Source organism: Flavobacterium daejeonense DSM 17708 (assembly GCF_000425425.1).
GTDB lineage: Bacteria > Bacteroidota > Bacteroidia > Flavobacteriales > Flavobacteriaceae > Flavobacterium > Flavobacterium daejeonense.
Window position 1 is genome coordinate 41256 of record NZ_AUDK01000001.1, and the last position, 25638, is coordinate 66893.

Sequence of the window (25638 nt, forward strand, 5' to 3'; positions counted from 1 at the left end):
TAAAATATTAATCTTCGTTTGATGGTTTACCAATGGTAGCCAAAATTCCACCATCAACATATAAAATATGACCGTTTACAAAATCACTTGCTTTAGATGACAAAAAGATTGCCGCTCCGGCTAAATCGCTTGGATCACCCCATTTTGCTGCCGGTGTTCTGCTAATGATAAAATCATTAAACGGATGTCCGTCAACTCTAATTGGTTTTGTTTGTTCCGTAGCAAAATATCCAGGTCCAATTCCGTTGATTTGAACATTATATTTAGCCCATTCGGTCGCCATATTTTTAGTTAACATTTTCAAACCACCTTTTGCAGCAGCATAAGCCGAAACAGTACTTCTACCTAACTCACTCATCATGGAGCAAATATTGATGATTTTTCCCGCTCTTCTTTCAATCATTCCTTTAGCAACATGCTTAGAAACAATAAACGGACTTACTAAATCAATATCAATTACTTCTCTAAAATCAGACACTTCCATGTCAATCAATGGAATTCTTTTGATAATTCCGGCATTATTAATTAGAATATCAATTGGTCCAACTTCAGTTTCAATTTTTGCAACCGCTGTTTTAACTTCCTGCTCTTCGGTTACATTAAATTTATAACCTACAGCATTGATTCCTTCACTTTTAAGTTCAGCTACAGCATTATCAATTTTCTCCTGAGAAGAATTTCCGTTCACCACAATTGTTGCTCCTGCCTGACCTAATCCTTTAGCCATTGCCATTCCCAGTCCGTGTGTACTTCCTGTGATAAGAGCAACTTTTCCTTTTATATCAAATAAATTTGTCATTTTTTATCTTAAATCAGTAATTTTACAAACATCCATATCTCCGTAATCTAAGTTTTCACCTGCCATACCCCAAATAAAAGTATAATTAGAGGTTCCTGCTCCAGAGTGAATAGACCATGGTGGAGAAATTACCGCCTGATGATTATTCATCCAGATATGTCTTGTTTCTTGTGGTTCACCCATAAAGTGACATACTGCTTGATTTTCAGGAATATCTAAATAAAAATAAACTTCCATACGACGATCGTGTACGTGAGCTGGCATCGTATTCCAAACACTTCCCGGTTTTAATTCTGTCATTCCCATTTGTAATTGACAAGTAGTCACCACACTTCCAATGATCATTTGGTTTACGGTACGATGATTAGCCGTTTCCATTGTACCCAAATGTAATTTATTAGCTTCCGCCAAACTTACTTTCACAGTAGGATAAGTCGTGTGAGCTGGTGCAGAATTGATATAGAACTTAGCCGGATTTTTAGCATCTTCCGATTTAAAAATTACTTCTTTATTTCCAGCACCAATATACAGAGCATCTTTAAGACCTAATTCATAAGTCTCTCCTTCAACCACAACAGAACCATTTCCACCCACATTAATAATCCCCAACTCTCTTCTTTCTAAAAAATAAGGCGCTTTAAGAGGATCAATTGTTTCAAGAACTAAATCTTTATTCACAGGAACTGCAGAACCCGCAATATAACGGTCGTAATGCGAATAAACCAACACTACTTCATCTTCCTGCATTAAATCATCAATCAGAAATTCTTCTCTTAATTGTTTAGTATCGTAGTTTTTTACCGCCTGAGGGCTCGATGCGTATCTGGAACTATATTTTGTCATAATATTTTAATTTTATGTAATCGATTACAAAGGTATTAATTTATTTTATTGCAAAGGTACTTTTCTAAAAAACATGTTTTCTATAAAAAGTTAAAAAAACAAAAAGCCCTCTTAATTTCACAAGAGAGCTTTTTATATATTTTACAAGTCAGTTATAGGCGCATATTTAGGCACTAATGATTTCATTACCACCCACCCAATCAAATAACAAACAGCACAAATAGAGAAAATAATGAAATAACCGGCTTCAATTCCTTTGAAACCTAAAAACACCATTTCGCTCTCTTTAGAATAATCAAACAAAACTCCTGATCCTTTATTAATTAACGTAGAACCTAAACCTCCGGCTAAACCTCCAATACCGGTAATAGTCGCGATAGCTTTTTTAGGAAACATATCTCCAACTGTTGTAAAGATATTAGCCGACCAAGCCTGGTGAGCTGCTCCCGCAATACCAATAATAAGCACAGGCAACCAATAAGAAATATGCCCTAATGGCTGAGCTACTAATGCCAATAAAGGAAAAAAGGCAAAAATTAACATCGCTTTCATACGACCTTCATAAGGATTCATTCCTTTTTTATCTACAAAATATGTAGGCAACCATCCTCCAATGATTGACAATAAAGTAATCATATACAATACAAATAACGGAAAAGCCGCTTCTGTAGAATCCATATCATAAACTGAGCTTAAATAAGCCGGAGTCCAGAATAAGAAAAACCACCAAACTCCGTCAGTCATAAATTTACCAAAAGCAAAAGCCCAGGTTTGCTTATAACTAAAACACTTAGCCAAAGAAACTTTAGTTGCAGTCTCAGGTACATAACCTTCCATTTTACTATCTGCAACAGCATCCTGTTGAATATACTCTAATTCAGCCTCACCAACTTTAGAATGACTTTCCGGTTTATCATACATAAAGGTCCAAAATCCCATCCATAAGAATCCTAAAGCACCAATAATAATAAAAGACATTTCCCAGCCATAAGCTTCAGCAATAAAAGGAATGGTAACAGGAGCCGCCAAAGCTCCTACCGTAGCACCGGCATTAAAAATACTGGTTGCAAATGCTCTGTCCTTTTTAGGAAAATATTCAGCTGTAGTTTTAATAGCTGCCGGAAAGTTTCCGGCTTCACCAACTGCTAAAACAAATCTTGCAAAAATAAACAAGGAAACACTCACACTAATAATTAGAGAAGTATCCTCAACTGTAGCAATCATTTCTTTAGCTCCTTCAAAACCTACAAACCACTTTCCCGTTAATAATCCTGAAGTAGCAATTCCTGCAAACGCATGTAAACAAGCACCTAAAGACCAAACTCCAATAGCCCAAAGAAATCCTTTTTTAGTATCCATCCAGTCCACAAACTTCCCTGCAAACAATAAAGAAACCGCATAAAAAATGGAAAACAAAGCAGTAATATTACCGTAATCGTTATTTGTCCAATGAAATTCAGGAGCAATAAAATCACTCCATGTCAAAGAAAGAACCTGTCTATCTAAATAATTTATCGTTGTTGCAAAAAACAGTAAGGAACAAATTGTCCAGCGATAATTTCCAACAGCTTTGTTTGTTTGGCTCATAATTAAAATGTTTATAAATTTTATTTAATGTTAAAATATTCTTTCTTATTGTTTTCACCGAAATCGTTTTAGAAAAAGGCAAAAAAATTAGCGCCATATTAAAAAACAAAGCGCAACACAATACGAATCAACTAATTAGTACAAAAACACAGAAAATCACAATCAAAAAAATGTAATCGATTGCACAAATATAATTCTTAATAATCGAATCGCAACAATTTTATGCTAAATTTTAAAAATCTAATTCAAATAAACACTTTTTACAAAAATTAGACTATTAATTTAAACATCTGCTAATATATATATTAAATTCTAAAATAAGCCAACACAATTCTCTAAAATTGTGCCAAAAAACAATTTTTATCAAAAAATAACTGAAAGTAATTTTACACAAAGAAATATTTAATACTTAAAAAAATAAAAACCAACTACTTAATCAACTTACTTGGCGAATAGCCAAATTGTTTTTTAAAACATCGACTAAAATACAAAGGATCATTAAACCCCACTTTATCAGCCACTTCTGAAACATTAAGTGTTTTTAATTTTAATAACTGAGCTGCTTTTTTCAATCGAACGGTTCTTATAAATTCGTTAGGTGACAAATCGGTTAGTTGTTTTATTTTTCGATACAACTTGGAAGAACTCATTCCTAATTCAGCACATAAATAATTAGCGGTGAGTTCCGGATCACTAATATTTTTTTCAATCAAATCGGTAATATCTGAAATAAAATCTATATCCAATTGCGAATGCGTCAAAGTCGAAACATCCGTTTCAATTTCTCCCGAAAACCGCTGTTTTAATTCGCTTCGGGTTTTAATAATGTTATCAATTCGGGTTTTTAACAACGCAGGATCAAACGGTTTGACCATATATTCATCTACACCTAAATTATAACCTTTAATCTTATTTTCATTTTCAGATAAAGCGGTAAGCATAATCAAAGCAGTATGACTAATATTTTCATCACTTTTTAAAGCTTCTACAAACTGAAATCCCCCCATTACCGGCATCATGGCATCAACTACACAAAGAGCCGGCTTAATTTTTCGGCAAAGATTCAGTCCTTCATCTCCATTTTCAGCCTGATACACTTTATAAAATTCCGACAAATAGTCAACAATAAAATATCGAAGTTCAGCATTATCTTCAATCACCACGATATTTTGTCTCAATTCGGTACTTTGATTGCCTTTTTTAAGCTTATCAACCACAGTATAAACCGCTTCTTCCTCTTTGTATTCAATATCAAAAACTTCATTTTTCTTATAACTTTCTTTAGAAATTGGCAATTCTAAAGTAAACACACTTCCTTTAGCAGGTGCACTCTTTAACGCCAAACGACCTTTGTGTACGTCAACCAAAGAAATCACTAACGACAGACCAATACCGGAACCCGTGTTATTCTTTTTACTTCCCTTTACCTGATAAAATCTCGAAAATATTTTTTCCTGACTCTCCAGCGGGATTCCTATTCCATCATCGCTTACTTCAACAATTAATTCCCGGATATTCTCTTTCTCTTTTACACCCACATACAAATCGACATTTCCGTAATCATTAGTGAATTTCAAAGCATTCGACAATAAATTATAGAGTATTTTATGGTATTTATCTACATCTACCCAACCTTCTATACTTTCCTCTTCGTGATTAAAATTAAAATTAATCTCTTTTTCCTGAGCTAATTCGGCAAAAGAATTAAAAACCGTTTGTGTATTGGCAACAATTTCTGTTTTAGACACTTTTAATTTTAACTCCCCTGATTGTGCTTTTCTAAAATCCAAAATTTGATTCACCAACAACAACAATCTGCTGGCATTTTGATAAATCAAATGCAATTTGTTTTTATCATAATCAAAGCTGTCTTTTTGCTCTAACAATTGTTTTGCCGGACCTAAAATTAATGTCAAAGGCGTTCTTAATTCATGGGAAATATTAGTAAAGAATTGCAATTTTTCGTTAGACAAACGTTCGTCACTGTCTCTTTTAACACGTTCCAGTAAAAGTGCCTGTCTTAATTTAATTCGGGATTTAATTTCTTTTCGAATATAATAAGACGTAATCAAAACAATCAAAACCAACAACAGGAAAATCTTAGTTGTAGTCCAGAAAGGCGATAAAACAGTGATATGATAAGCTGCTGTTTTACTCCAAATTCCGTCACTATTTCGGGCTCTAATTTTAAAAACATAATCATCCGGATTCAAGTTAGTATATTGAATTGTCCGGGATTCACTGGTAGTAGTTATCCAATTTTCATCAAAACCTTCCAACATATATTCAAAAGCGTTTAGACGTTCATTGCTATAAGATGGCGCCGAAAATTGAATAGAAAAATTACGATTATCATAATTAAGCTCTACTTCTTTATAGGTATTAATATCTTTTAAAAGCGGAATTTGTCCGTTAATTTCTAAACCGGGAAACACCTCTTCGTTTTGAACTTTAAACTCCGTGATAATGGGTGAAGGAGCGACTTTATTCTCCTTAATTTTATCTGCAGAAAAATAAATTACGCCATTTTTTCCTCCTAAATAAATTGTCGAATTATTTAAACTATAAAAACCTTTGGAACTAAAAACATCTAAACGGTTACCGCTGTCAACATAATAAATATTTATTTTCTTTGATTTTTTCTTATATCTGGCAACACTATTATTATTAATATTCAGCCACAAATAACCATCATTATCCATTTCCAAATCGGTAATCCATTTTCCATGAAGCTCTTTGGGTTCTAAAACAGGAATAAAAGCATCTTTCTTCGCATTATAAAACCCGAGTCCTTTTACCGTAGCCACCCAAATATCACCATTGTCATCAATCAAAATATCACTCACATGATTGGCCGGTAAACCAGCTTTATTATGTGGTGCTTCTAAATACAATTTGAACTTTTTGGTTTTTAAATTATACTTCGCAACTCCGGTTTCGGTGGCAAACCATAAATTTTTAAACCGATCCGCCTTTATTTTATTAATTTGGAAATCGGGTAACAAAACACCTTTGGGAATTTTAACCTGAAGTGTTTTAGCGTCTAAAATCACAGCACCTTCTCCAAAAGAACCTGCCACCAAAGTATTTTCATCGGCTACTAAAAAAGAAATTAAAGGAGAACTTTTCACTCCAATATCGACTAACCGGGAACTGTTCGTCAAATAATTATAAACCAATATTTTCCCGTTCCACAAACCGCAGTAAAAAAGTTTTCCGTCATTAGAATAAATACTGGCAATGTCATTCGTATTATTATACAATGGCACAAAATCCTTATCACGCGAAATAAAAAGTCCGTTATATCTAGTGGCTACAATAACTTTTCCGTCAAAAGTTTTGGAAAAACCTCTTATACTGGGTTTTTGATTATCATTATAGAACGAAATATCCTTACTAATTTTAAACTGATTCCCATAAGGATCGTATTTATCCAAACCATCTTCAGTACCAATCCATAAAACCCCGGTTTTATCAAAATACAGTGAATTAACGATATTCCCAACTAAGGAATTATCATCAGTTAGTTTAGAAAAATACCTTTGAAATTTACCAACCGCAACATCCTCTAACTGATCACAAACCAAAATCCCTCCTAAGGTTCCCAGCCAATATTTACCATCTGGTGCATGGGCTATTGCAATAAAATAAGGCCCTAATTTGTTTCTTAAAACTACATCTTTGATATAAAGATTCTCAAAAGTATTTTGCGATTTATTTAATTTATATAAACCTTCCCGCGTTCCCACAAAAATATCCGATTTAACATCTTCGTAAATAAAATTGATATAGGGATTTTTTTGATTCGAATTTGGAACCGATAAGGTATAAGTGTTTATTTTTAAAATCTCTCCCTTAGCTCCCAAAATAATTTTGGCGACTGAACCCGTGCCAAAACTTCCTACCCAAATATTTCCTTTTTTATCCTGAAAAATGGCTTTGATGTATTCAAAACCCTTAATGTTTATTTTAGTAAAACGTCTTTCGTTGGGATTAAAAACCGACAATCCTTTAGTCATTGTTCCTACCCAGATTCTTTTAAATTTATCGACATGCACTGCGCGGATTTCGTCTTCGGGTAAACTATTCGGATTCGTTTTTTGGTTAAAAAAAGTACTAAAAACATGGGTGTCCATATTATACAAAGTAAGTCCTTTTCGGGTTCCAATCCATAAATTATTAGAACCTTCATCTAATTCTAATGCAGTAATATCGTCATTGAAAATTTTGTTTTTCCCCAATTCTGAACTCATGTAAGCCTTAAACTGATAACCATCAAAACGATTCAGTCCAAAAAAAGTTCCCAACCACAAAAATCCATTTTTGTCCTGAACAATATGTCGCACCGAATTATAAGACAAGCCGTTATTTTCACTATAATGTTCAAATTTTATGTTCTGCCCCATAAGCGGAGACATCAAAATCAACAGAATGAAAACTATAATGAATTTAGATTTCATGATAAAAAATTAGTTTCGGATGGTATTTCTCCTCAAATTTATAATAAAATTATCGGATGGTGCTCCATTTAGGTAACTTTTAAAAATAGAACAAAACTCATAAAAGGAAGTTTCCGTTTCTGACGCATGAAGCCCGCTTTTATAATGCGCCAAACAAGAATCTATCAGTATTTCGTACTGATGAATTCGTTCTTTCCCTATATCTTTCAGAGCCAATTCATCCGCCGAATGCAGACGGTAAAAATCAAAAATCATATCAAAACCGCTCCAGTTTTCATTTTTAAATTGCTCTTGTTGTGAATGAGAAACATGGGCAAAAGCAAACAAATCTTTTGCAGATGCTTGTAACAAAAAGTTCTTGAAATCTGTTGTCCAGTCGTTTTTAAGAAAACGGGTTCTGACTAATTCCTTAAGATGCCAATTGGTAAATTCATGATAATTTTTAGCTTCTAAAATGCCTTTATCCCAAATATCAGGACTACCAATACTTTTTAAAAAAGCATATTCCTGTTCGTACAAAGGAAAAAGCGTTTTAAAATCAGGTACCGAATCAATCGTAACCGTACTGATTTGCATTTTATTTCTACTCCGAATAGTCAAAATTTTATATCCCGGAATATAAGCCGCTAATGACGGAATCTGGATATTAAACAATGTTTTTCCGTCTTTGTATTTTCTAATTGCGGTATCATTAATGTGCATGTGTCCCGCAAAATGAATTTGGATTCCCGCTTCCGCAAAAAGAGCACTCACTTCTTCTACAGGAACTCTGTGCAATTGCATTTTCTCTTCTCCAAATAATTTTCGCATCATTCCCGAAGCATCATCATTAAAGTCAACCATCGGATAATGACTAAAGGCGATGAGCGTTTTGCCTCTTTTTTTCGCCTCCTTAGCGACCTTTACTGCCCAATCTATCAAGTGTTTTTTATGGGTTAAAACCTGATTGTAGCCCACATTCGGACTATTATAACTGGATGGGTTTTCAGGATGATTTTTAGCCTCTTCTTTGGGGATATAAACATTTCCATCAATAGCTAACAGCCAAATCCCTTTTTGAGGTTCTACCAAATAACTTAAATCCGGAATTGGATTTTGATAAGGCGGAATAGCATATTTTCTTTTTTCAATTGTTGCATTTTCCGAAGCCAATTGAAAACTATAATTTTCTGGCTTGTAATTCGTAAAAGGCGTTTCCCAATACAAATCGGTTTTCTTAGGAAAAAAACCAAAATCCTTTAATTCATTCAGAACTTCGGCATAACCCATCGTTCCAATATCTTTTGTAATTACTACAGGGAGTTCGTCCGAACTTTTAGGGACATACATTCCCGCTTTGCTCATAATCACCTGATTTTTTCCGTCCTTTCCCAAAAAATCAGTTTTTCCGGAATCAGTCAAAAATGGTTTAGCTACATCGTGATTTCCTGTGGTAATTATAAACTGAATGCCATATTTATTGGAATAATCCGCTAATATCTTTTTTAGTCCGTGAATATTTAACGGTTGACCGTCATCACTAAAATCTCCGGGAAGAGCCACGATTTTTATGTTACGCCTCACAACATCATCCAAAGCAGCAATAAAAGCAAAATAATTTTCGTTGAACAATCTTGTCGATTGCAGTTGGGATTTCATGGTTCGCAACAAAGTGTATTTTCCATCAGCAGGATTTAGGATTCCTTTATAATCAGCATCTGAAAACTCGCCATAAATATCCAGCAAATGAACATCAGATAAGAAGGCAATTTGTGTGTTTTTCGTTTTGGATTGACAAAATACATCATATCCTTTAAAACTTAAACAAACAATACAACTTAAAACTATATGCTTAAAAATATTCTTTTGCTTTTTTATCATAATTACATCTTCGTTTCCGGTGGAAAAGCATAAGAATCTTTCCATCCGCCCAAATCAATTAAAATTTGATCAATCATTACTCCCGGATCAACCATCCAAACTTTCAGCGTGTGTTTTCCCGCCTTATTCACAATTTGCTTCGCCGATTTAACCGCAGCATTTTTCAATACATTTTGCATCCATTCATCACTTCGTCCAAAAGTTTGAAAATCTAAAATTACAGGTTCCGCATTGTCAATAGCTACTGCACATCGCACCCCTTTCCCTTCATAAAAAGCATGAGTAGGAACGACTTGCACATTTATTTTGGCATCACCAAAATTAAAAGTATAAAATTCATATTCCATTACGGGACTGTTATTTTTTATAGCCTTTACATCCACTTCAGAATCAGCGGTTCTTGGCAAAGCTACACTCACCTTTCCGGCATAACCAATGCCTTCAAAAATTTCCCATTTGGCCGCTGCACCGTCTTTTTTATTCGAATAATTCGCAGCATTTATAGAAACATATCCTTTGTCTTCCACAAAACCTTTGTAGTTTTCCAAAGCTGCAAATTTTGGATTAAAAGCAGTAACACCAATCGTAATTAAAGTGTCTTTATTGACGAAATCTATAGCTGAATTCACCTTATAACTTGGCGGAATTAATTGGTAATCGTGTCCTAATGGTGCTTCTTTTTTGTTTTCTCCCCGCGGTACTTTGTCCCAATCAATACTTACCCAAATGCGTTGTTGACTATTGTCCATATTATCTAAAGTCCCTTGTTGTTGCGAAATTTTAATCCAATCTGCTTTGGGTTTTACCTGCCAATTTACCGTTCCCTCACCTTTCATAAAAACATCAATATAATACTGATTCTTTACATAAGCATTAAAAACCGGCAGAACATCAGCATAGGAATTCTCAGTTTTATGATTCACTTCCATTTCATAACTTTCCAAAGCCAGTTTCATTTCCGGCTTCTTTCCGGCAACAGCATTAGTTGAAGTAGCCTGATCAAAAACAGGCAAGTAACGTGGCGACATACTCATAATGTATTTCCACTTTCCTCCAGCCAATTCGTTATTAAAATACTGAGTCTCTTTTTGAATTCGCTGAAAAGCTGCTGTCGATTTCTTTGCAAAAAATGCTGCGCTTCCGCGACCTTGCTCCGCAACAAATTTATTTTTATAGGCATACAACCATTTATGATTTAAACTCGCTGCGCCAATAACCGGATATTCAACTAATTCATAAAAAGCATTTTGACGATTGACCGGAATAGTGGTTTTTATTTTTTCAGTTGCATCCATTAATTTTTGGTATGCATCAATTCTTTTCGAAACCTCATCTCCGTAGTGAATTTGAGTCAGTGCAGTTGGAGATGCTTTGGTTTCCGGCTCTACCTGATTCCAGGCCATAAACTCCGGACGTCTCTGAAAAGCCAAATGATAATAATCAAAAAATAAGTCGGTAACAGCCTTCGAGTTTTGACTTCCAAATTCTCTCGAAGCCCAATTTTGCATGTGTGTTTTTACGCTTTGACTTTGCTGAAACGGATTCATATCCCAGGCCATATCCAAAAATAATTCGATATTATATTCATGTGGTTTAATATCTCCACAGTTCAAAATCCATAAATCACGAGATTGAAATTCGTAAGCCTTTGCCATTTCTTCCCACATCAAAACGGGATTGGTAGAATTGAGCCATAAATAATCGTGCGGACGACCCCAATAGGAAGTGTGGTAATAAATTCCGGCACCTCCGGGACGTTTTTGCTCTTTTATATTACTCAATTGACGAATGTATCCGTAATTATCATCGGTCCATACCAGTTGCACATCTTCCGGTAATTGTAATCCTTTTTGATAGTAATCCAACACTTCTTTGTATGGAATAAATGCCTGTGGAATTTTGTTTGGTTCTCTCCCTGTAGCCTTTTTCAAAATTGCTCTTTGGTCGGCAATTACCTGTTCCAATAATTTAACCTGTGAATCCGAATCGTCTTCGCCCACAATCATTGGAGAATCATGCTCGCCACGCATTCCTACGGTGTAAATATTTTCGAAAGGAGCAGTTTCTTTGGCTCTTTTTCTGAAAAAATATTTTATAGTTGCCGAATTCGTATCATAGCGATATTCCCCCATCGTGTTGTGATTCCACTCCGCATTAATGTTGCTCAGCATCGGCTCGGCATGCGAAGTTCCTACCACAATGGCATAATCATCGGCAACTTCTTTATTTTTTGGAAAAGAATAAAAAGCCTTGGTGCTTTTATGCATCGCCGGCCAAATGGTATTAGCTCTCAAACGCAATAACAATTCAAAAACTTTTGCATAGGTTTTAGGTCCGATATCGCCCGTTTCCGGTTCGAATGTTTTAGCCGCCCAGGGCTGTAATCCCCAATCTTCATCGTTTAGAAAAATTCCTCTGTATTTAACCGATGGCGAACCATAAGTTTTAGTTTCAATATTCAAAACCAGATTATCCTTTTTATCCGGTGTAACATCAGCCCACCATTCCCATGGAGAAACACCTATTTTTCTGGAAATTTCGAGCAATCCATAAGCAGTCGCTCTTCTGTCAGAACCTACAATTACCAATGCTTTTTTGATGGCTGCTGCTGGATTTTCAATAAGCTGAATTTTATAAGTTTCCCATTTCCCTTTTACATCAGTAACGGTAATTTTTTGCTTCGAAACCAAAGCATCGATCCATTTACTTTGCCCAATAGTTCCTGCCATAATTACTATTCCTGAACTGTTTTTAGCATCCCGATAGCTATCGGGATTCAATCGTTTATTGGTAATCGAAAAAACATCATCAGCCAAAATTTCAGCAGCGATATGAACCACTTTTGGTTCTTTTTCTTCAACTAAAATTCCCGCTTTTTGATTTTCGGAAACAATGGTAAAATCATTGTTTTGCGCCTGTATTGCATTGGCAAAAAGAGCAATAAAAACTATGAAAACACTAGAAAACTTATTTTTGAACATGGTTGCTATTTTTAATTCTTTCGTAACGTTTATTCTCAAAACTCACCTTGTAAGATGATTTAAAAAGCGTGGACGGAATGTAATAATCCGTTGAAATTACCTGTGCTCCCGAAGCTTTTGCTTTTTCAAATTTAGTATAATCATTCGTTCTGGCTTCTGTCGTTCCGTCGTCGGCTCGGCTGCGAACCAGATATCCTTTGGCTACTAAATCTTTGATATACTCAAAATTTTTAATCGGGTCATTGATTACTCTAAAAGCCGCTTCCGGTGCACCTTCTTTAGCATTTACAAATAAAACGCTGTTTTTCAATGACGGATGTCCATCAATATATCGACTAATCTTGATTTCATTTTCATCCAAAACAAATAGAAATTTTCCTCTGACAGTTTCTAAATCTGGCCAGCCTTTTTTCAAAACAGCTTCCTCCAGAGTTTCAAAATCACCTCTGACCAAATCCGGAGTGATTAATTGGGATTCGTCAAAAACCGAACGAATCTCCTCATCTATCGTTTCCAAAGCTTCTCTTGTAAAAGGCAAAGGTTCTTTCAAATTTTGACTATTACCATCTTTGGCATTGATTAAAATAAAAATAGGAAAATGATTTTTATGTTCATCTGACCAATTTTTTATAGCCTGCAATCCTTCTTTGAAAAGCAAATAATGACTCCTGAAATCAATATCCGGAATATGAAACATTTTTAATCCCGGCTGCGCCAACTTTTTTTCATTATCATACTCTAACGGCTGTTTGCCTAAAGTCTTAACAATTGCAAGCCCTTTGGGATTGGAATAATAACCTCCTTTCGGATCATACAAAACATCCATTTCCAGATTTCGCAGACCTAAATCCAACTGAGCTTCCAGAGGGATATGTGTGTATTGAAGTGACTTTGCTCCGGTAGAATCTTTTTGATACAAATAATCCCAGAGCGGTTTTTCAATAGCTATTTTATATGAATTATGACTCCCAATCACCTGAATTTCATTCATTTTTACTGGCTTTTCTTTTTTAAAAGAAACCAATAAAAATAATGATATGGAAAGCAGTACTATAATTTTATTTTTCAAAATCATATCAAAAACGTTTACTTAGAAAATTAAATCCTAATATAGATGCGCTTTTTATTGAGCCACCAACCTACGCCCCAACAAAGCAACATAAACAAAATAGCGGTAACAAACGAGCCAAAACTTCCCGGAAATATTCTTTGAATAATGCATTCGCTAAACCATTCAAAAACATCCATTTCCGGATTCATATGAGTAAGGCGGCGCAAAAACGTAAAGAAAAGTTCGGAAAACAAATAAATAAACAAAGGATTTTTGCCAAAAATGGTGCAGAATTCCACCCCAAAATATTTTTGCTTTAATTCGATAAAATAAATTAAAACAGCCATAATGGATAAGTCAATTCCAACGGTATACAACACGAAAGAACCTGTCCATAACTTTTTACAAATAGGCAAAACCAAATCCCACCAACGAGCCAAAGCCATCAAAAGGAAACCAACAATCAATAATTTGGCAATACCCTCAAATGTTTTTCCAATTCTCTGAATAAATGCTCCGGCAATATAACCGGCTATTACATTGACAATGGAAGGCAAGGTGCTTAAAATTCCTTCCGGATCAAAAGGCACCATATCGCGTTTATAAATATGACCATTTCCTAAAACCGATAAATCCAAACGGGTCACAGCATTGGTCGCCATTTCGAGTTCGGCTCCCGGCTGCCCAAACAAATAAAGCATCGCCCAGTATCCCAATAAAAAAATCACAGATAAAACGATTGCCACTCTCTCCGACAAATAATAAAAAATAACTGCCGCAAACATATAACACAAGGCGATACGCTGCAAAACACCCATTATACGGGTTTCCGCAAAAGGTTTTAATTCCCAAACACCATCAACACCCTGTTTAACAAAAGGAAACCAATACATTAAGAATCCTAAAAGAAAAATAATAAGTGTTCGCTTGATTACTTTTTTCCAAAATACATCAGCAGCCATTTCTTTCATTTTTCCCATCGAAAAACTCATGGCATTTCCCATTGCAAAAAGGAAGGAAGGAAACACCAAATCGGCCAGAGTAAACCCAAACCATTCGGCATGAACCAAATAAGGATAGAGATTCGCACCCGTTCCCGGTGTATTAACCACAATCATTAAACAAATCGTTAATCCTCTAAACACATCCAGTGAGAGGAAACGATTGGAATTTTGGTTAGAAATTGCTCCCATAGTTAATAATCGTATTTAATTGGCGTCATTTTTTCGGTTACAGGTATAATGCGAGAGCGGTATTTTTTATATAAAGCTTTAGCAATCACATTTGGATTACCTTTTGCTTTTACCGGAAAATCCTTTCTGGCAGTTACCCATTTCCATTCCCATTCTTTAATTTTTTTATCAAAACCCTCCTGATTAAAATGTCCCCAATTAGCTTTTACCTCAGCAAAAAATTGCTGCCATCTAGGTTTGTAAAAATCAGTAAACAGTCCGCTCCATTGCCTATTACTGTATTCATGCAATCTGTTACTGGCTCCTCCCCAAAGTGTAATCAGGTCACGGGCATTTTGCTCATACAATGCTTTTTCTTTCTCATCAATTCCCCAACGTCTGGCATCGGCAATCCACGGACCTAACAGAAAATCATAACGCGTAGCCAACAATGAATCCATATCGTCAATCAATTCTAAAAATTCTTTTGAGTTTTTATCAAATGCTGCTTTATTATTAGCCTGATAATCTCTGGCAATTTGCTGTTGCAAAGGCAAAGCATAATTAGCCAAAACCTGACGCGTAACATCAACCAAATCATATTGAAAACCATCTGATTTTTCGCAAGCTGGTATCGCTTTTATAAAAAGATCCCAAGCCGGCAATAAATCTTTTGAAGCATAATTTTGTTTGGTTCTCGCCCAACGACGGAAACCTTCAAAGGTAGGTCGGGAAACAATAATCGACTCCGCTCCATCGCGAATTACCTGTCCGTTATAAACCGTTTTTACTAAAATATCCCAGGCTTTCGAAATGTCAGCATTTGATTTTCCATAACGATTCAAAGTATATTTTTGAAGCCAGAAATTCAAATCAATCGGGGTATCACGCCAGGTATTATCGGTCATCAGTTCATACAAAACCGGATTTTGTTCAATAGCTTCCATTGTCAATCCAATTCCTTTTAGCTTCCCTGAATTTGGGTCTTTCAAAGCTTTAGCCGGCTCATTGGCAACGGCTTCAATACGTCCAAACATCGAAATATTCCCACCAAAATTGTGGAGCATATTCCAAATCCATTGTTTACCATAAAAAGCTTCTGTGCGTTTCCAAATCGGCTCAATCTCGGCAGCCAAATCCAAAATAATCATCCTGTCATCAGGAACCGCATCTAATAATCCTTTGATTTGTGGTGCTTCCCAAAATTCTCTGTGACTGTAAAAAAGCCAGCCCTGCATTACCCAAACTGCTTTTTCATCAGCCGATTTCATTCCTTCAAATATTTTTTTGCTTAAATCAAACAAATAAGCAGGATCATTAGATGGCGGCGTATTTTCGTTGAAAGTATCGGCTGAATACAAATGATCAGTTCCGTAAATTTTAGATTGCATCTCTAAAAATTTCTTACCAATTTCAGCAAACAAAGGATCATTAGAATCTAAAATATAAGTATCCTCAAAATCATTCCCCCAGTTAGTTTGCTTTAATTTAGCATTTGGAAAAAACTTTTTAAACGATGCCGGAACGTGACCGGTAAAAGCCGGCAAAACGGTTTTCATTCCCAGTTCGCGTTCTCTTTTTAAAATTTTCAACTGTAAATCACGGTGCGTGTCTTTCCAGTTTTTAGACAACGGACCTCCCCAACCATCTAAATTCCCCATCCAAAACCAGGAGAAATAAGCCGGTCCGCTAAAAAAAGTACTCAAATCTTCATCGGTAAAACCATAAGACTTATAGACTTCATCCCAAATATATTCTTCTCCGGTAATAGCCAGCGGCATGTTAATTCCGTGCAAAGCCATCCAGTCGATTTCTTTTTCCCAACGCTTCCAATCCCACCAACTCATGCTGTAATTGAAGGTGCAATAATTCAAATAGTAACGGTATTCATAAGGTGTTTTTTTATGAATTAAATTAGGTACTACCGGCAATTTCTTAGGCAAATTCAAATTCGTTCCATTCCAAGTTATTTGGCAATGTGTAACATTATTGAGATAATAATACAAAGCCGAAGCAACCGAAACACCGTTGTTTCCTCTCAAAACAATTTTATCACCTTTGGAAACTATTTCAAACCAATCCTCTTTTGCTGAAGAATCAATTTCGATACTAAATTGTGAAACATGATTCGGTAATATACGAGCAATAAGCTGGCCCGAAGCATTAACTATTTCTGTCTCCGGTTTTGTCGATTGACAAACACCAGTTTCAAAAATAAAAACTATAAACAATATGACTAATTTAAGGTTGGTTTTCATCTTTTTTTAAGATTTTATTATACAGAATCAGAAACTGGAAATACCAGTTGGTTTTACTTTTAACATGTTGTGATTGGCATCAAAATTTAAGCTGTCAATACAAATTTGGCGCAATACATATTTTTCTTTTTGTGGAAGAATTCGGTGGTATAAAATATAATCCTGTCCTTTTTCACGAAACACTGAATGATGTCCAGGTCCATAAGTGGTACTATCCGCAGAAGTTTCCAGAATAGGACTATTTTTGGCTGTTTCAAATGGCCCTAAAGGAGAATTTCCCACAGCATATCCTACTCTATAAGTTGCATCAATTGCTTTTCCTGACGAATACATCAAATAGTATTTCCCGAAACGCTTAATCATATAAGGGGCCTCAAAATAATCTTTAGGAGTAACAGCTTTAGGTTTTTCCTGAAAAGAAATCATATCTGAATTTAACTTGGTAGCCATACAAGTTCCATTTACCCAATTAAATCCGGAACCCCAATATAAATAAGCCTGACCATCCTCATCGATAAAGCAATCGGCATCGATATTATGTACCAAAGGATAATCTTTTGATGAAATCAAAGGCGACTGGTCTTCTTTGGCATTTTTCCAGGGACCTAACGGAGCATCGCTCACACCTACCCAAACTTCACTCCCCACAGAAACATACATATAATACTTTCCGTTTGCTGCTTTTCTTACAGAAGGCGCCCATACCATTGAATCTTTAGAATTCGGGCTTGTACAGGCTTTTTTGGTTGGCCAGTTTAAATGATGGCGTTCAAATTTTACAAAATCTTTTGTTGAAAATACCGCTAGTTCATCACCACCCCAAGGATCAATTGTGGCATAAATAAAAAAGGTATCTCCTTCTTTTACAATACAGGGATCAGCAAAATATCCCGGTATAACCGGATTTGCTATGCTTGGTTTTTGTTGTAGATTTTCCTTTTTGGCTGTATTCTTGCACGACATCAGCAAAATACTCATCAACAAAATAAAAATTCCTGGTTTAAAATTCTTCATTACTATTTATTTTAATCATCAATAAAAATTACTATTCCTCTATTACTTCGTCAGATTTGGAAGGCGGAACCTGTTTTGTTCCCCAGGTTTTAGACGGTGTTGCAGCCATTTCAAATTCTAACACACCGCCTTTTACAATATCCTGATGCTCGATAAAAGCATTTTCGAATGCTTTTCCGTTTAATGTTACTGATTTGATGTATTTGTCTTTCTCAGAAAGATTTTTCGCTTTGATGGTAAAATCTTTTCCGTTTTCCTGATGAATTACCGTTTGTTTGAAATAAGGTGAATTAATCAAATAATACGATTGTCCCGCGTTAGGATACAAGCCCATCATGTGAAAAGCCAGCCAGGAAGACATCGCTCCTGAATCGTCATTTCCTGGAATTCCATTTCTGGAACTGTTGTAATTTTTATCAATAATTTCGTGAATGCGATCGTTACTCAAATCAGGACGACCGATCCAGTGGTATAAATTCGGGCTCAAAAACGAAGGCTCATTGGCTACATTATAAAATCCTTTGTCAAATAGCGTATTCAATCTTTTCTTGAAAGCTTCATTTCCACCCGTTTTTTTAATCAACATGGCCACATCATGAGGTACAGATAAAGAATATTCCCAAGAGCTCGCTTCGTAAAAAACGCCACACCACCAGCAAACACAGTTAGGCCAATCTTGTGCTAAAGGTGTATAAGGCACGTAACTTATTTTCCCATTATTGGCAGCACACTGAATGCTGTCCACCCACTTTCTGTTAGAATCTTTTGGCATGATAAATCCACGGGAACCATTGTCTTCAATATCTCGCCATAGGTTTTGCCAGTTATCAGCCTGCTTGATAAAACGCCAGTATTCTCCTTTGCGTTTGGTTCCTTTGGCAACAATTGCCAGACAAAAATCGTTATATGAATATTCTAAAGTTCGGTTTCCGGAACGCACATAATCGGTAGAAACATAACCCAATCGATTGTAATCCACTAATCCGCCACGACCTTCTTTTTCTTCATTGCCCCCAGGAGGAAACAGCGCATCTTTCAGCATGGCATCCAATGCCAACTTATAATTAATTCCTTCCAAACCTTTTACAAAAGCATCGGCAATAACTACCTCAGCATTCGATCCTCCCTGAGTTCTTCCATTCGAATTTCCGCTTCTGGCTTCCGGTAAATAACCATCACGTTTGTAGATTTGCAACATCGCATTCACAATATCAATTTCACGTTTAGGATCTAAAAGCGTGATTAAAGGGCTTGAAGAACGATAAGTATCCCAAATCGCATAAAAATCGTCGTAATAAGGGGAGTCATTTTCCCATAAAGGATTTTCTCCTGTACGATCCACCGGCATCAACATAGTATGATACAAACCGGTGTAAAACATCGTCTTTTTTTCTACAGAGGCTTCTTTTTCAACTTCCACTCTTTGTAATAAATTCTCCCATTTTTGTTGGGTTTCGGCTAATTCTTTTTTGAAATCCCAATGCGGAATTTCGTTATCTATATTTTCTCTGGCTTTTAAACTACTAATAAATGAAATTCCGATTTTCATGTTCAGCGTTTTATTGGCTAAGCTTTCGAAAAATAACATCGCTCCGGTTTTCTTTCCATTATCCACCTGATTTTTTTCATTTGGAAAAAACTTCTCGCCTTTCCAAGTAGAAAAATGAGCAAAAGGCTGATCGAATACTGCCGAAAAATAAACCGCATAAGTACTTCCGTTATTCCAGCCACCGCGAACTTTAGTATAACCGCGAACTTCGGTATCTGAAATAACTTCAACCTGAGAACCTACAAACTGCTGCGCTTCACGCCCATCAGGAATAATGGATTCGTCCAGATATCTTCCTAAATCAATTTTAACTGCATTTTTAGCATTCGAATCAAAAACAAATTTGTAAAAAGCCGCTCTGTCAGAAGTCGTGATTTGGGTTTGAATGTTCCATTTTTTCAATAAAGCACCATAATATCCTAAAGCTACTTTTTCGTTTTCACGCAAAGATTCCTGTTTTATGGTTTCAAAATCTCCCGAAACAGGCATTACAGAAACATTGCCATATTTTGCTCCGCCACCCGTTCCACTTACGTGCACCTGACTAAAACCGTAAATAGGTTTTGTCATATCGGTTGTAAAACCACTATTGGCGTTCAAGTCGTTGTCGGGTCCCGGTTTAATCATTCCGTATGGGCATGATGGTCCTACGAAAACATTTCCTAATCCTTCCGAACCAATCATAGGATCGACAAAACGATGATTTTGTGCATTTGACAAACTAACTATCAGTAATGCTAAACAAATAAAAATTGCATTCCGGCTCTTTTTCATAATTGCTATTTTAATTATTCTGTTGAGATAATTATTTTTCATTAAATAATCGTCTAAAACACCTTCTTTTAAAAAAAAGACAAAAAAAAGCGCACAGTTGACACCGATTGATTTTCAAGTATCAACTGTGCACTATTTTTTGTAATTCAAAATTTCAAAATCTCACAAAAAATAAGCACTACTATGCAGATTTTATTTCATGTAAGCTTCTAACTTATCCAAATTATTAATCTCCTTTTCTCTGGCGCAAGCCGAAACCACTTCCGTTTCTAAATGTTTCGTTGGTTTAGAAATCAATAAGTATTGGGTTCCGTCATCGGTACTTTTTACATAATCTTTCGGATTGTATTTAATAGCGCCACCCACTTCTACAATCTCAGCAGCTACGTCTTCCGGATGTTTTCCCCAAACGGCAATATAATTTGCTCCTTTCTTGGTTCCGCAACCTTTGAAATAATTCACTCCGGTTACAAACTGTACTTTTTCGCCATTCAAACTAAAAGCTTCCACTTTAGCTTCTCTTTTCCCTGAAAATACCGTTACACGCACTTTGATATCTACCTTTTTCCCTTTGTAAGGCACACCTCTGGAAATCATTTCCATATAAGACGTATTCTCAGTTTTTCCCACGTGAGCCAAACGGTTCGTTACCGGATTTAGTGGAATTACTTTTTCTCCGTCCCAAAGACGCACTCCTCCTAGACCAACAGTAGCTCCTACTTTATAATAATCGGCTCCCCATCCTTCTTTTTGTTGTTCCGGAGTTGGATACCAATGTGCGGCTTTCAACTCCAAACCTTTTTTGGCCTTATTATAAACATCAATAGCTACTTTATCACTAAAATAAATTCGCAATGCCATCCATTCATTCTCTACAGCTGGCCCATGATGTCCAATTGTACTGTATAAATCCCCGGATTCAGAACCAATATCCGTCAGGTAACTTATTTTATCAGCTTTCATATACAAACTCGCATCTGTATTGTTTTGCCCGAAACAAATGCCTCCCAACAGCAAAGCAGCCATAAATGATAATTTCATAATTTCAATTATTTATAGATTAAACTTAATTTTCGTAAAATTAAGTAAACTTTCTGCAATGCCCGAAGTTTTATTTTATAATTAACCTATAGTCATTTTATGATGAAAAGGTGTAAATCCGGTAATATACACATGAACTCCGTCGGTACGCAAAGTTCCCCTATGATAGGTATATTCTTCGCTATCTAAATTATTCACGTTTTGATGTTCGACTAAACCGGGGCCTATGTCAATTGTTTCGGTTTCCATGTTTGCTTTGGCAAAACCTGATTTCAGGAAATAATTTCCTTTTTCTCCCAATGTTGCGCCTTCTATTTGAATTCCTTCTTTAAAACACATTTCGATTGTAATTTCTACATTTGGCGGACCATCTACCTTAAAATCTAAATTTAATGCGCCATTATTCTCTTCAATTTCAATAACCGTCGTTTGTTTTTTCACATTACTCGCAATCCGGTGTTCAAAATCCATTTTGTTCCAAAATCGTCCGTCTTTCGATTCTGACAATTGATAATCGCCATCCGCTTTTTGAAACTCCGGTATCAGAGGTTGATAATAATCGCCCTGTTTGGTTTCTCTCAAAATGTATTTGTTTCCCACTTTTTCAATGCCGTCACTACTGAAATAACCCATTCTAAAAAAGGAAGATGACATTCGCATGTATTTCAAAATGGCATCTCCTTTTCGGTACATCAGGAAATTTGGGTTTGATGATCTTCCTGATACAATCAGAACAGGTTTGTCGTTTCCGCCAAAAAGCGTTATCGATGTATTTCCACGTCGGATTCGGACTAAATTAGAAACCGCAAAAAATTCTTCAAAATCATTTTTAATCTTAGGCTTAAGCAAAATGGTCTGTTGCAATTCCGGATTGGTCATAAATTCTACCAAAGCATCCTGCTCAAAATCAGGAATATTTTCGATAAGATTGACCATATAAGTAAATTTTGGATTTTGAGTATGAATAGCCATATAACGGTATTGCAAGTAAAATTTAGACACCGTAATATTCATAAACTGATCTTGTCTTTTGGAATCTACCGTAACCAAATCGCCATTAAGCTCGGTGTAATAGTAATAAGTCATTAAATTCTTTTGCACCACATCTAATAATTCCGGTTTATTCAGTAATCTTGCCATAGTGATAAAAGCCTTATCAATTACTGCCGAATACACCCCGCTTCGTTCCGAATAATGACCGTCCTGATTAAGATAAATCCCTTCCGCCAGCCATTGGTTAATTCGGTCGATATATCGAACATCCGGATACAATGCATTGATATTTGTTAAAGCTGCACTAACTACCCAACGATGATTAGGAGTATGCACGCCCCCGGTAATCATGGCTTCTCCGGCATTTTGAATAAACGTTTTCAGTTTACTTTTTACCGCAACTACATTCTTTTGTTTGTTTTCTTTTAAAACAGTGGCCGCAGCACAAACAGATTCCAACACAAAAGCCGTATCGGGTGGCGACTGTCTATTTCCTCCGGCATCAACGGTGCCGTCCGGATATTGACCTTTTAACAAAATAGCAGCCGACTGGTTCAAATAGTCAGCTACTTCTGCTGATTTATAAAATTGCGATTCCGGATGAGAAACAGCGGCCGACATCGTCGCTATAGCACCAGCCAAAGGACGAAAATTACTTAAACGCACACTGCTATCCAATGGGCCTTTTTGAAGTAATACTTTTACTTTGGCATCATTGTTCAAAAGCAGTTTTTTCATCAAATCGGTATCAATATTTACTACCGCAGCACTAAAAAATCCATCATTTGCAAAAACAGTGTCGCTAACCAAAGCACCCAGCAATGACAGACTTCCTAGTTTTAAAAATTCGCCACGACTAATCTTGTTCATCTCTTTTTCATTAATGATTCGACAATGAAAATGGTCTGTTTTCCTGAGCATTTCCCCAAGTTTTATTAGGTTGACTTCCCATTTTGAAATTCAACTTCCCTCCGTTCATAACAGAAAAATGGTCTAAATAGGTTTTATCATATTCTACTCCGTTAAAACTTAATTTTTGAATATAATTATTCCCTGAAGAAGCTCCTTTAGCATTAATAATTAGCTTTTTACCATTTCCTAAACTCAGGGTAATTTTGTCAAAATGTGGTCCCGAAATCACATATTGTGGTACGGAAGGCGCCACCGGATAAAAACCTAAAGCTGCAAAAACATACCAGGCCGACATTTGTCCGGCATCATCATTTCCGCTTAATCCGCCTACCGCATTGCTGTATTCCGTTTCCATAATTTTAGTAACCAATTCCTGTGTTTTCCATGACTGACCTGAATAATTATACAAAAACGGAATTTGGTGTCCCGGTTCATTTCCATGCCAATATTGTCCTGCGGCATGGAAACGATCCAGGTTGGCATTAAACCCATTCTCCCCTCCCATTAAATTCATCAATCCTTTGATATCCTGAGGGACATACCAGGTATATTGGTACGGAGTTCCTTCGGTGATGTACGGTTTTCGGACAAACTTGTCAAAATCTTTCGTAAAAGTCCCATCCGCAAAACGACCTCTCACGCAGGAATCTGTTTCACTAAAAACATTTTTATAATTCAATGCTCTTTTTTTTAACAAATTAGCATGTAAAGTATCGCCTCGTTTGGCGGCAATTTGCGAAAGCGCAAAATCATCAAAAGCATATTCCAAAGTTCTGGAAACCTGTTCTCCCTTATGAAAAGATTCTTTCACCTCATCTTCCAGCGGAACATAACCATATTTTAAATAAGATTCTAAGGCACGACGCCCTTTCCCATTCACATAATCGGTGTGATTATCCGGAGAATGGAAGGCATTTTGCAATAAATATTGGTATTCTTTATCTGAAATTTCAATGTTATTTTTCAAATACGTATCGGCAATTGCCGCAATAGCATGGTCGCCAATCATCGCCGAAGTATAACTGTTCCAGCAGGGAAAAATAGGCAGCCATCCGCCCTGTTCGGCCATTGCAAACAAACTTTTCATCATTTGTCCATTGGTTTCCGGAGTCAGCAAATTGAACAACGGAAGCGAAGAACGGTAAATATCCCACATCGAAAAATCGGTAAAATAATCCTGATTGCCACTGCTCTTCAATTGTGTGCCGCCATTGAAACTCACATAAGTTCCATCGACATCATTAAAGGTTCTTGGCTGTAAGTAGCTGTGATACATGGCCGTATAAAACTTTACTTTTGCATCCGCATTGGTTCCTTCTACTTTTACTTTGGAAAGCAAATTTTCCCAAGTTTCCTTCAAATTATCTTTTGCCTGAGCAAAATCTACGCCTTTAGTTTCCGCTTGCAGATTTTTACGGGCTTGTTCGATACTGGTAAAAGAAGTTCCAATTTTTGCCTCAATCGTTTCTCCTTTTTCGACCATAAAAGAAATGTAAGCCCCAATATTTTCCTGATTAGAAATTTGAGTATTTCCTGCAAGTATTTTTTCATTTTGATAAACACCAAATCTGCCTGATTTTTTGCTTAATTGCACCACAAAATAGCCACTAAAACCGGTTTTTTCGCCCCAACCCTGATAAATTTTATGCACCGGATTGTAACCGGTAATTTCATTTTTATCAGCATTAATTTGAACAAAACCTTCTCCTTCATCACTATTTGGATTCACAATAATATGTGCCTCACCGGAATTTTCAAATGTAAACTGAAACAAACCGCAACGTTTGGTTGCCGTCATATTCACATCAATTGCATAATCGGCTAAAGTAACATGGTAATTATACGGACTTGCTTTTTCGGTATCGTGAGAAAAATGAGAAGCCCGATCGTCTGCCTGACATTTTAGTTTTCCCGAAATTGACATAATGGTCATACTTCCGTAATCCTGAACACAGGAACCACTGAGCCAATGACTGCCTCTAAAACCGGAAATTTTAGTATCGGTATAATAATAAGGCGCAATACATTTGGCTTCGGTTGCCTTAGTTTGCGGCGTCCAATTGGTCATTCCAAATGGAACGGTTACATAAGGCACCACCTGAGCATTATTCTCTTTTTCATCTTCTCCATGTTGTAAAGCGCTCACCGTTGTTGATGGCGCCGTCCCAATTAAAGGATTGACCAAATTGGCATAATCGCTTTTTTTAGGTTTTACGGAACAGGAAAGACTAAATACTACAAGCGAAACGATTAGTGAGCTGTAATTTAATAAACGGAAAAAATCCATATTTTTATATTTTGTATGATGCCAAATAGTGATTTTAAAACACCAAGTCGCTATTTG

Annotated in this window: 14 protein-coding genes; all 14 read right to left on the reverse strand. The window is 36.1% G+C overall.

Features of this window, described 5'->3' with window-relative positions; translation table 11 throughout:
- Positions 1-7: 7 nt before the first annotated feature.
- The 14 genes from H599_RS0100140 to H599_RS0100205 all read right to left on the reverse strand — a co-directional run bounded on the left by H599_RS0100140 (position 8) and on the right by H599_RS0100205 (position 25581).
- Positions 8-799, reverse strand: coding sequence for a gluconate 5-dehydrogenase (locus H599_RS0100140; protein ID WP_026712255.1), 792 nt, complete (start codon positions 797-799; stop codon positions 8-10).
- 3 nt (positions 800-802) lie between these two features.
- Positions 803-1642, reverse strand: coding sequence for a 5-dehydro-4-deoxy-D-glucuronate isomerase (kduI, locus tag H599_RS0100145; RefSeq protein ID WP_081810468.1), 840 nt, complete (start codon positions 1640-1642; stop codon positions 803-805).
- Between the two features lie 141 nt (positions 1643-1783).
- Entirely contained in the window at positions 1784-3229 is a 1446-nt protein-coding gene (locus H599_RS0100150; protein WP_026712257.1) for an MFS transporter, read from the reverse strand.
- A 428-nt stretch (positions 3230-3657) separates the two neighbouring features.
- Positions 3658-7635 (reverse strand): hybrid sensor histidine kinase/response regulator transcription factor, encoded by a 3978-nt coding sequence (locus H599_RS0100155; protein ID WP_245600469.1) that lies wholly within the window; start codon positions 7633-7635, stop codon positions 3658-3660.
- 63 nt (positions 7636-7698) lie between these two features.
- Positions 7699-9594: a metallophosphoesterase family protein gene (locus tag H599_RS0100160; protein WP_245600470.1), complete on the reverse strand. Its 1896-nt coding sequence runs from the start codon at positions 9592-9594 to the stop codon at positions 7699-7701.
- Positions 9552-12530 carry a glycosyl hydrolase 115 family protein gene (locus H599_RS0100165; protein WP_026712260.1) on the reverse strand — a complete coding sequence of 993 codons (2979 nt, stop codon included), beginning with the start codon at positions 12528-12530 and terminating at the stop codon, positions 9552-9554. Before H599_RS0100165 ends, H599_RS0100160 begins: the two co-directional genes overlap by 43 nt.
- Positions 12517-13605, reverse strand: a complete 1089-nt coding sequence (locus H599_RS0100170) for a phosphatidylinositol-specific phospholipase C1-like protein (RefSeq protein WP_051590584.1) — start codon at positions 13603-13605, stop codon at positions 12517-12519. The genes H599_RS0100165 and H599_RS0100170 overlap by 14 nt, the downstream gene beginning before the upstream one ends.
- Positions 13606-13628: 23 nt before the next feature.
- A complete protein-coding gene (locus H599_RS0100175) occupies positions 13629-14774 on the reverse strand; it encodes an acyltransferase family protein (protein WP_035140964.1) in 1146 nt (381 codons plus the stop codon).
- Positions 14775-14776: 2 nt separating this feature from the next.
- Entirely contained in the window at positions 14777-17011 is a 2235-nt protein-coding gene (locus H599_RS18950) for an alpha-N-acetylglucosaminidase (RefSeq protein ID WP_081810469.1), read from the reverse strand.
- A 27-nt stretch (positions 17012-17038) separates the two neighbouring features.
- Complete coding sequence (locus tag H599_RS0100185) at positions 17039-18025, reverse strand: family 43 glycosylhydrolase (RefSeq protein ID WP_035140966.1); 987 nt, start codon at positions 18023-18025, stop codon at positions 17039-17041.
- 31 nt (positions 18026-18056) lie between these two features.
- The gene (locus tag H599_RS0100190) at positions 18057-20348 is read right to left on the reverse strand and encodes a GH92 family glycosyl hydrolase (protein ID WP_026712264.1); all 2292 of its coding nucleotides are present in this window, start codon (positions 20346-20348) and stop codon (positions 18057-18059) included.
- Positions 20349-20540: 192 nt separating this feature from the next.
- Positions 20541-21389, reverse strand: coding sequence for a DUF4861 family protein (locus H599_RS0100195; protein ID WP_026712265.1), 849 nt, complete (start codon positions 21387-21389; stop codon positions 20541-20543).
- A gap of 81 nt (positions 21390-21470) precedes the next feature.
- Positions 21471-23303, reverse strand: a complete 1833-nt coding sequence (locus tag H599_RS0100200) for a hypothetical protein (protein WP_155960706.1) — start codon at positions 23301-23303, stop codon at positions 21471-21473.
- The gene (locus H599_RS0100205) at positions 23263-25581 is read right to left on the reverse strand and encodes a GH92 family glycosyl hydrolase (RefSeq protein WP_026712267.1); all 2319 of its coding nucleotides are present in this window, start codon (positions 25579-25581) and stop codon (positions 23263-23265) included. The genes H599_RS0100200 and H599_RS0100205 overlap by 41 nt, the downstream gene beginning before the upstream one ends.
- Positions 25582-25638: the final 57 nt, after the last annotated feature.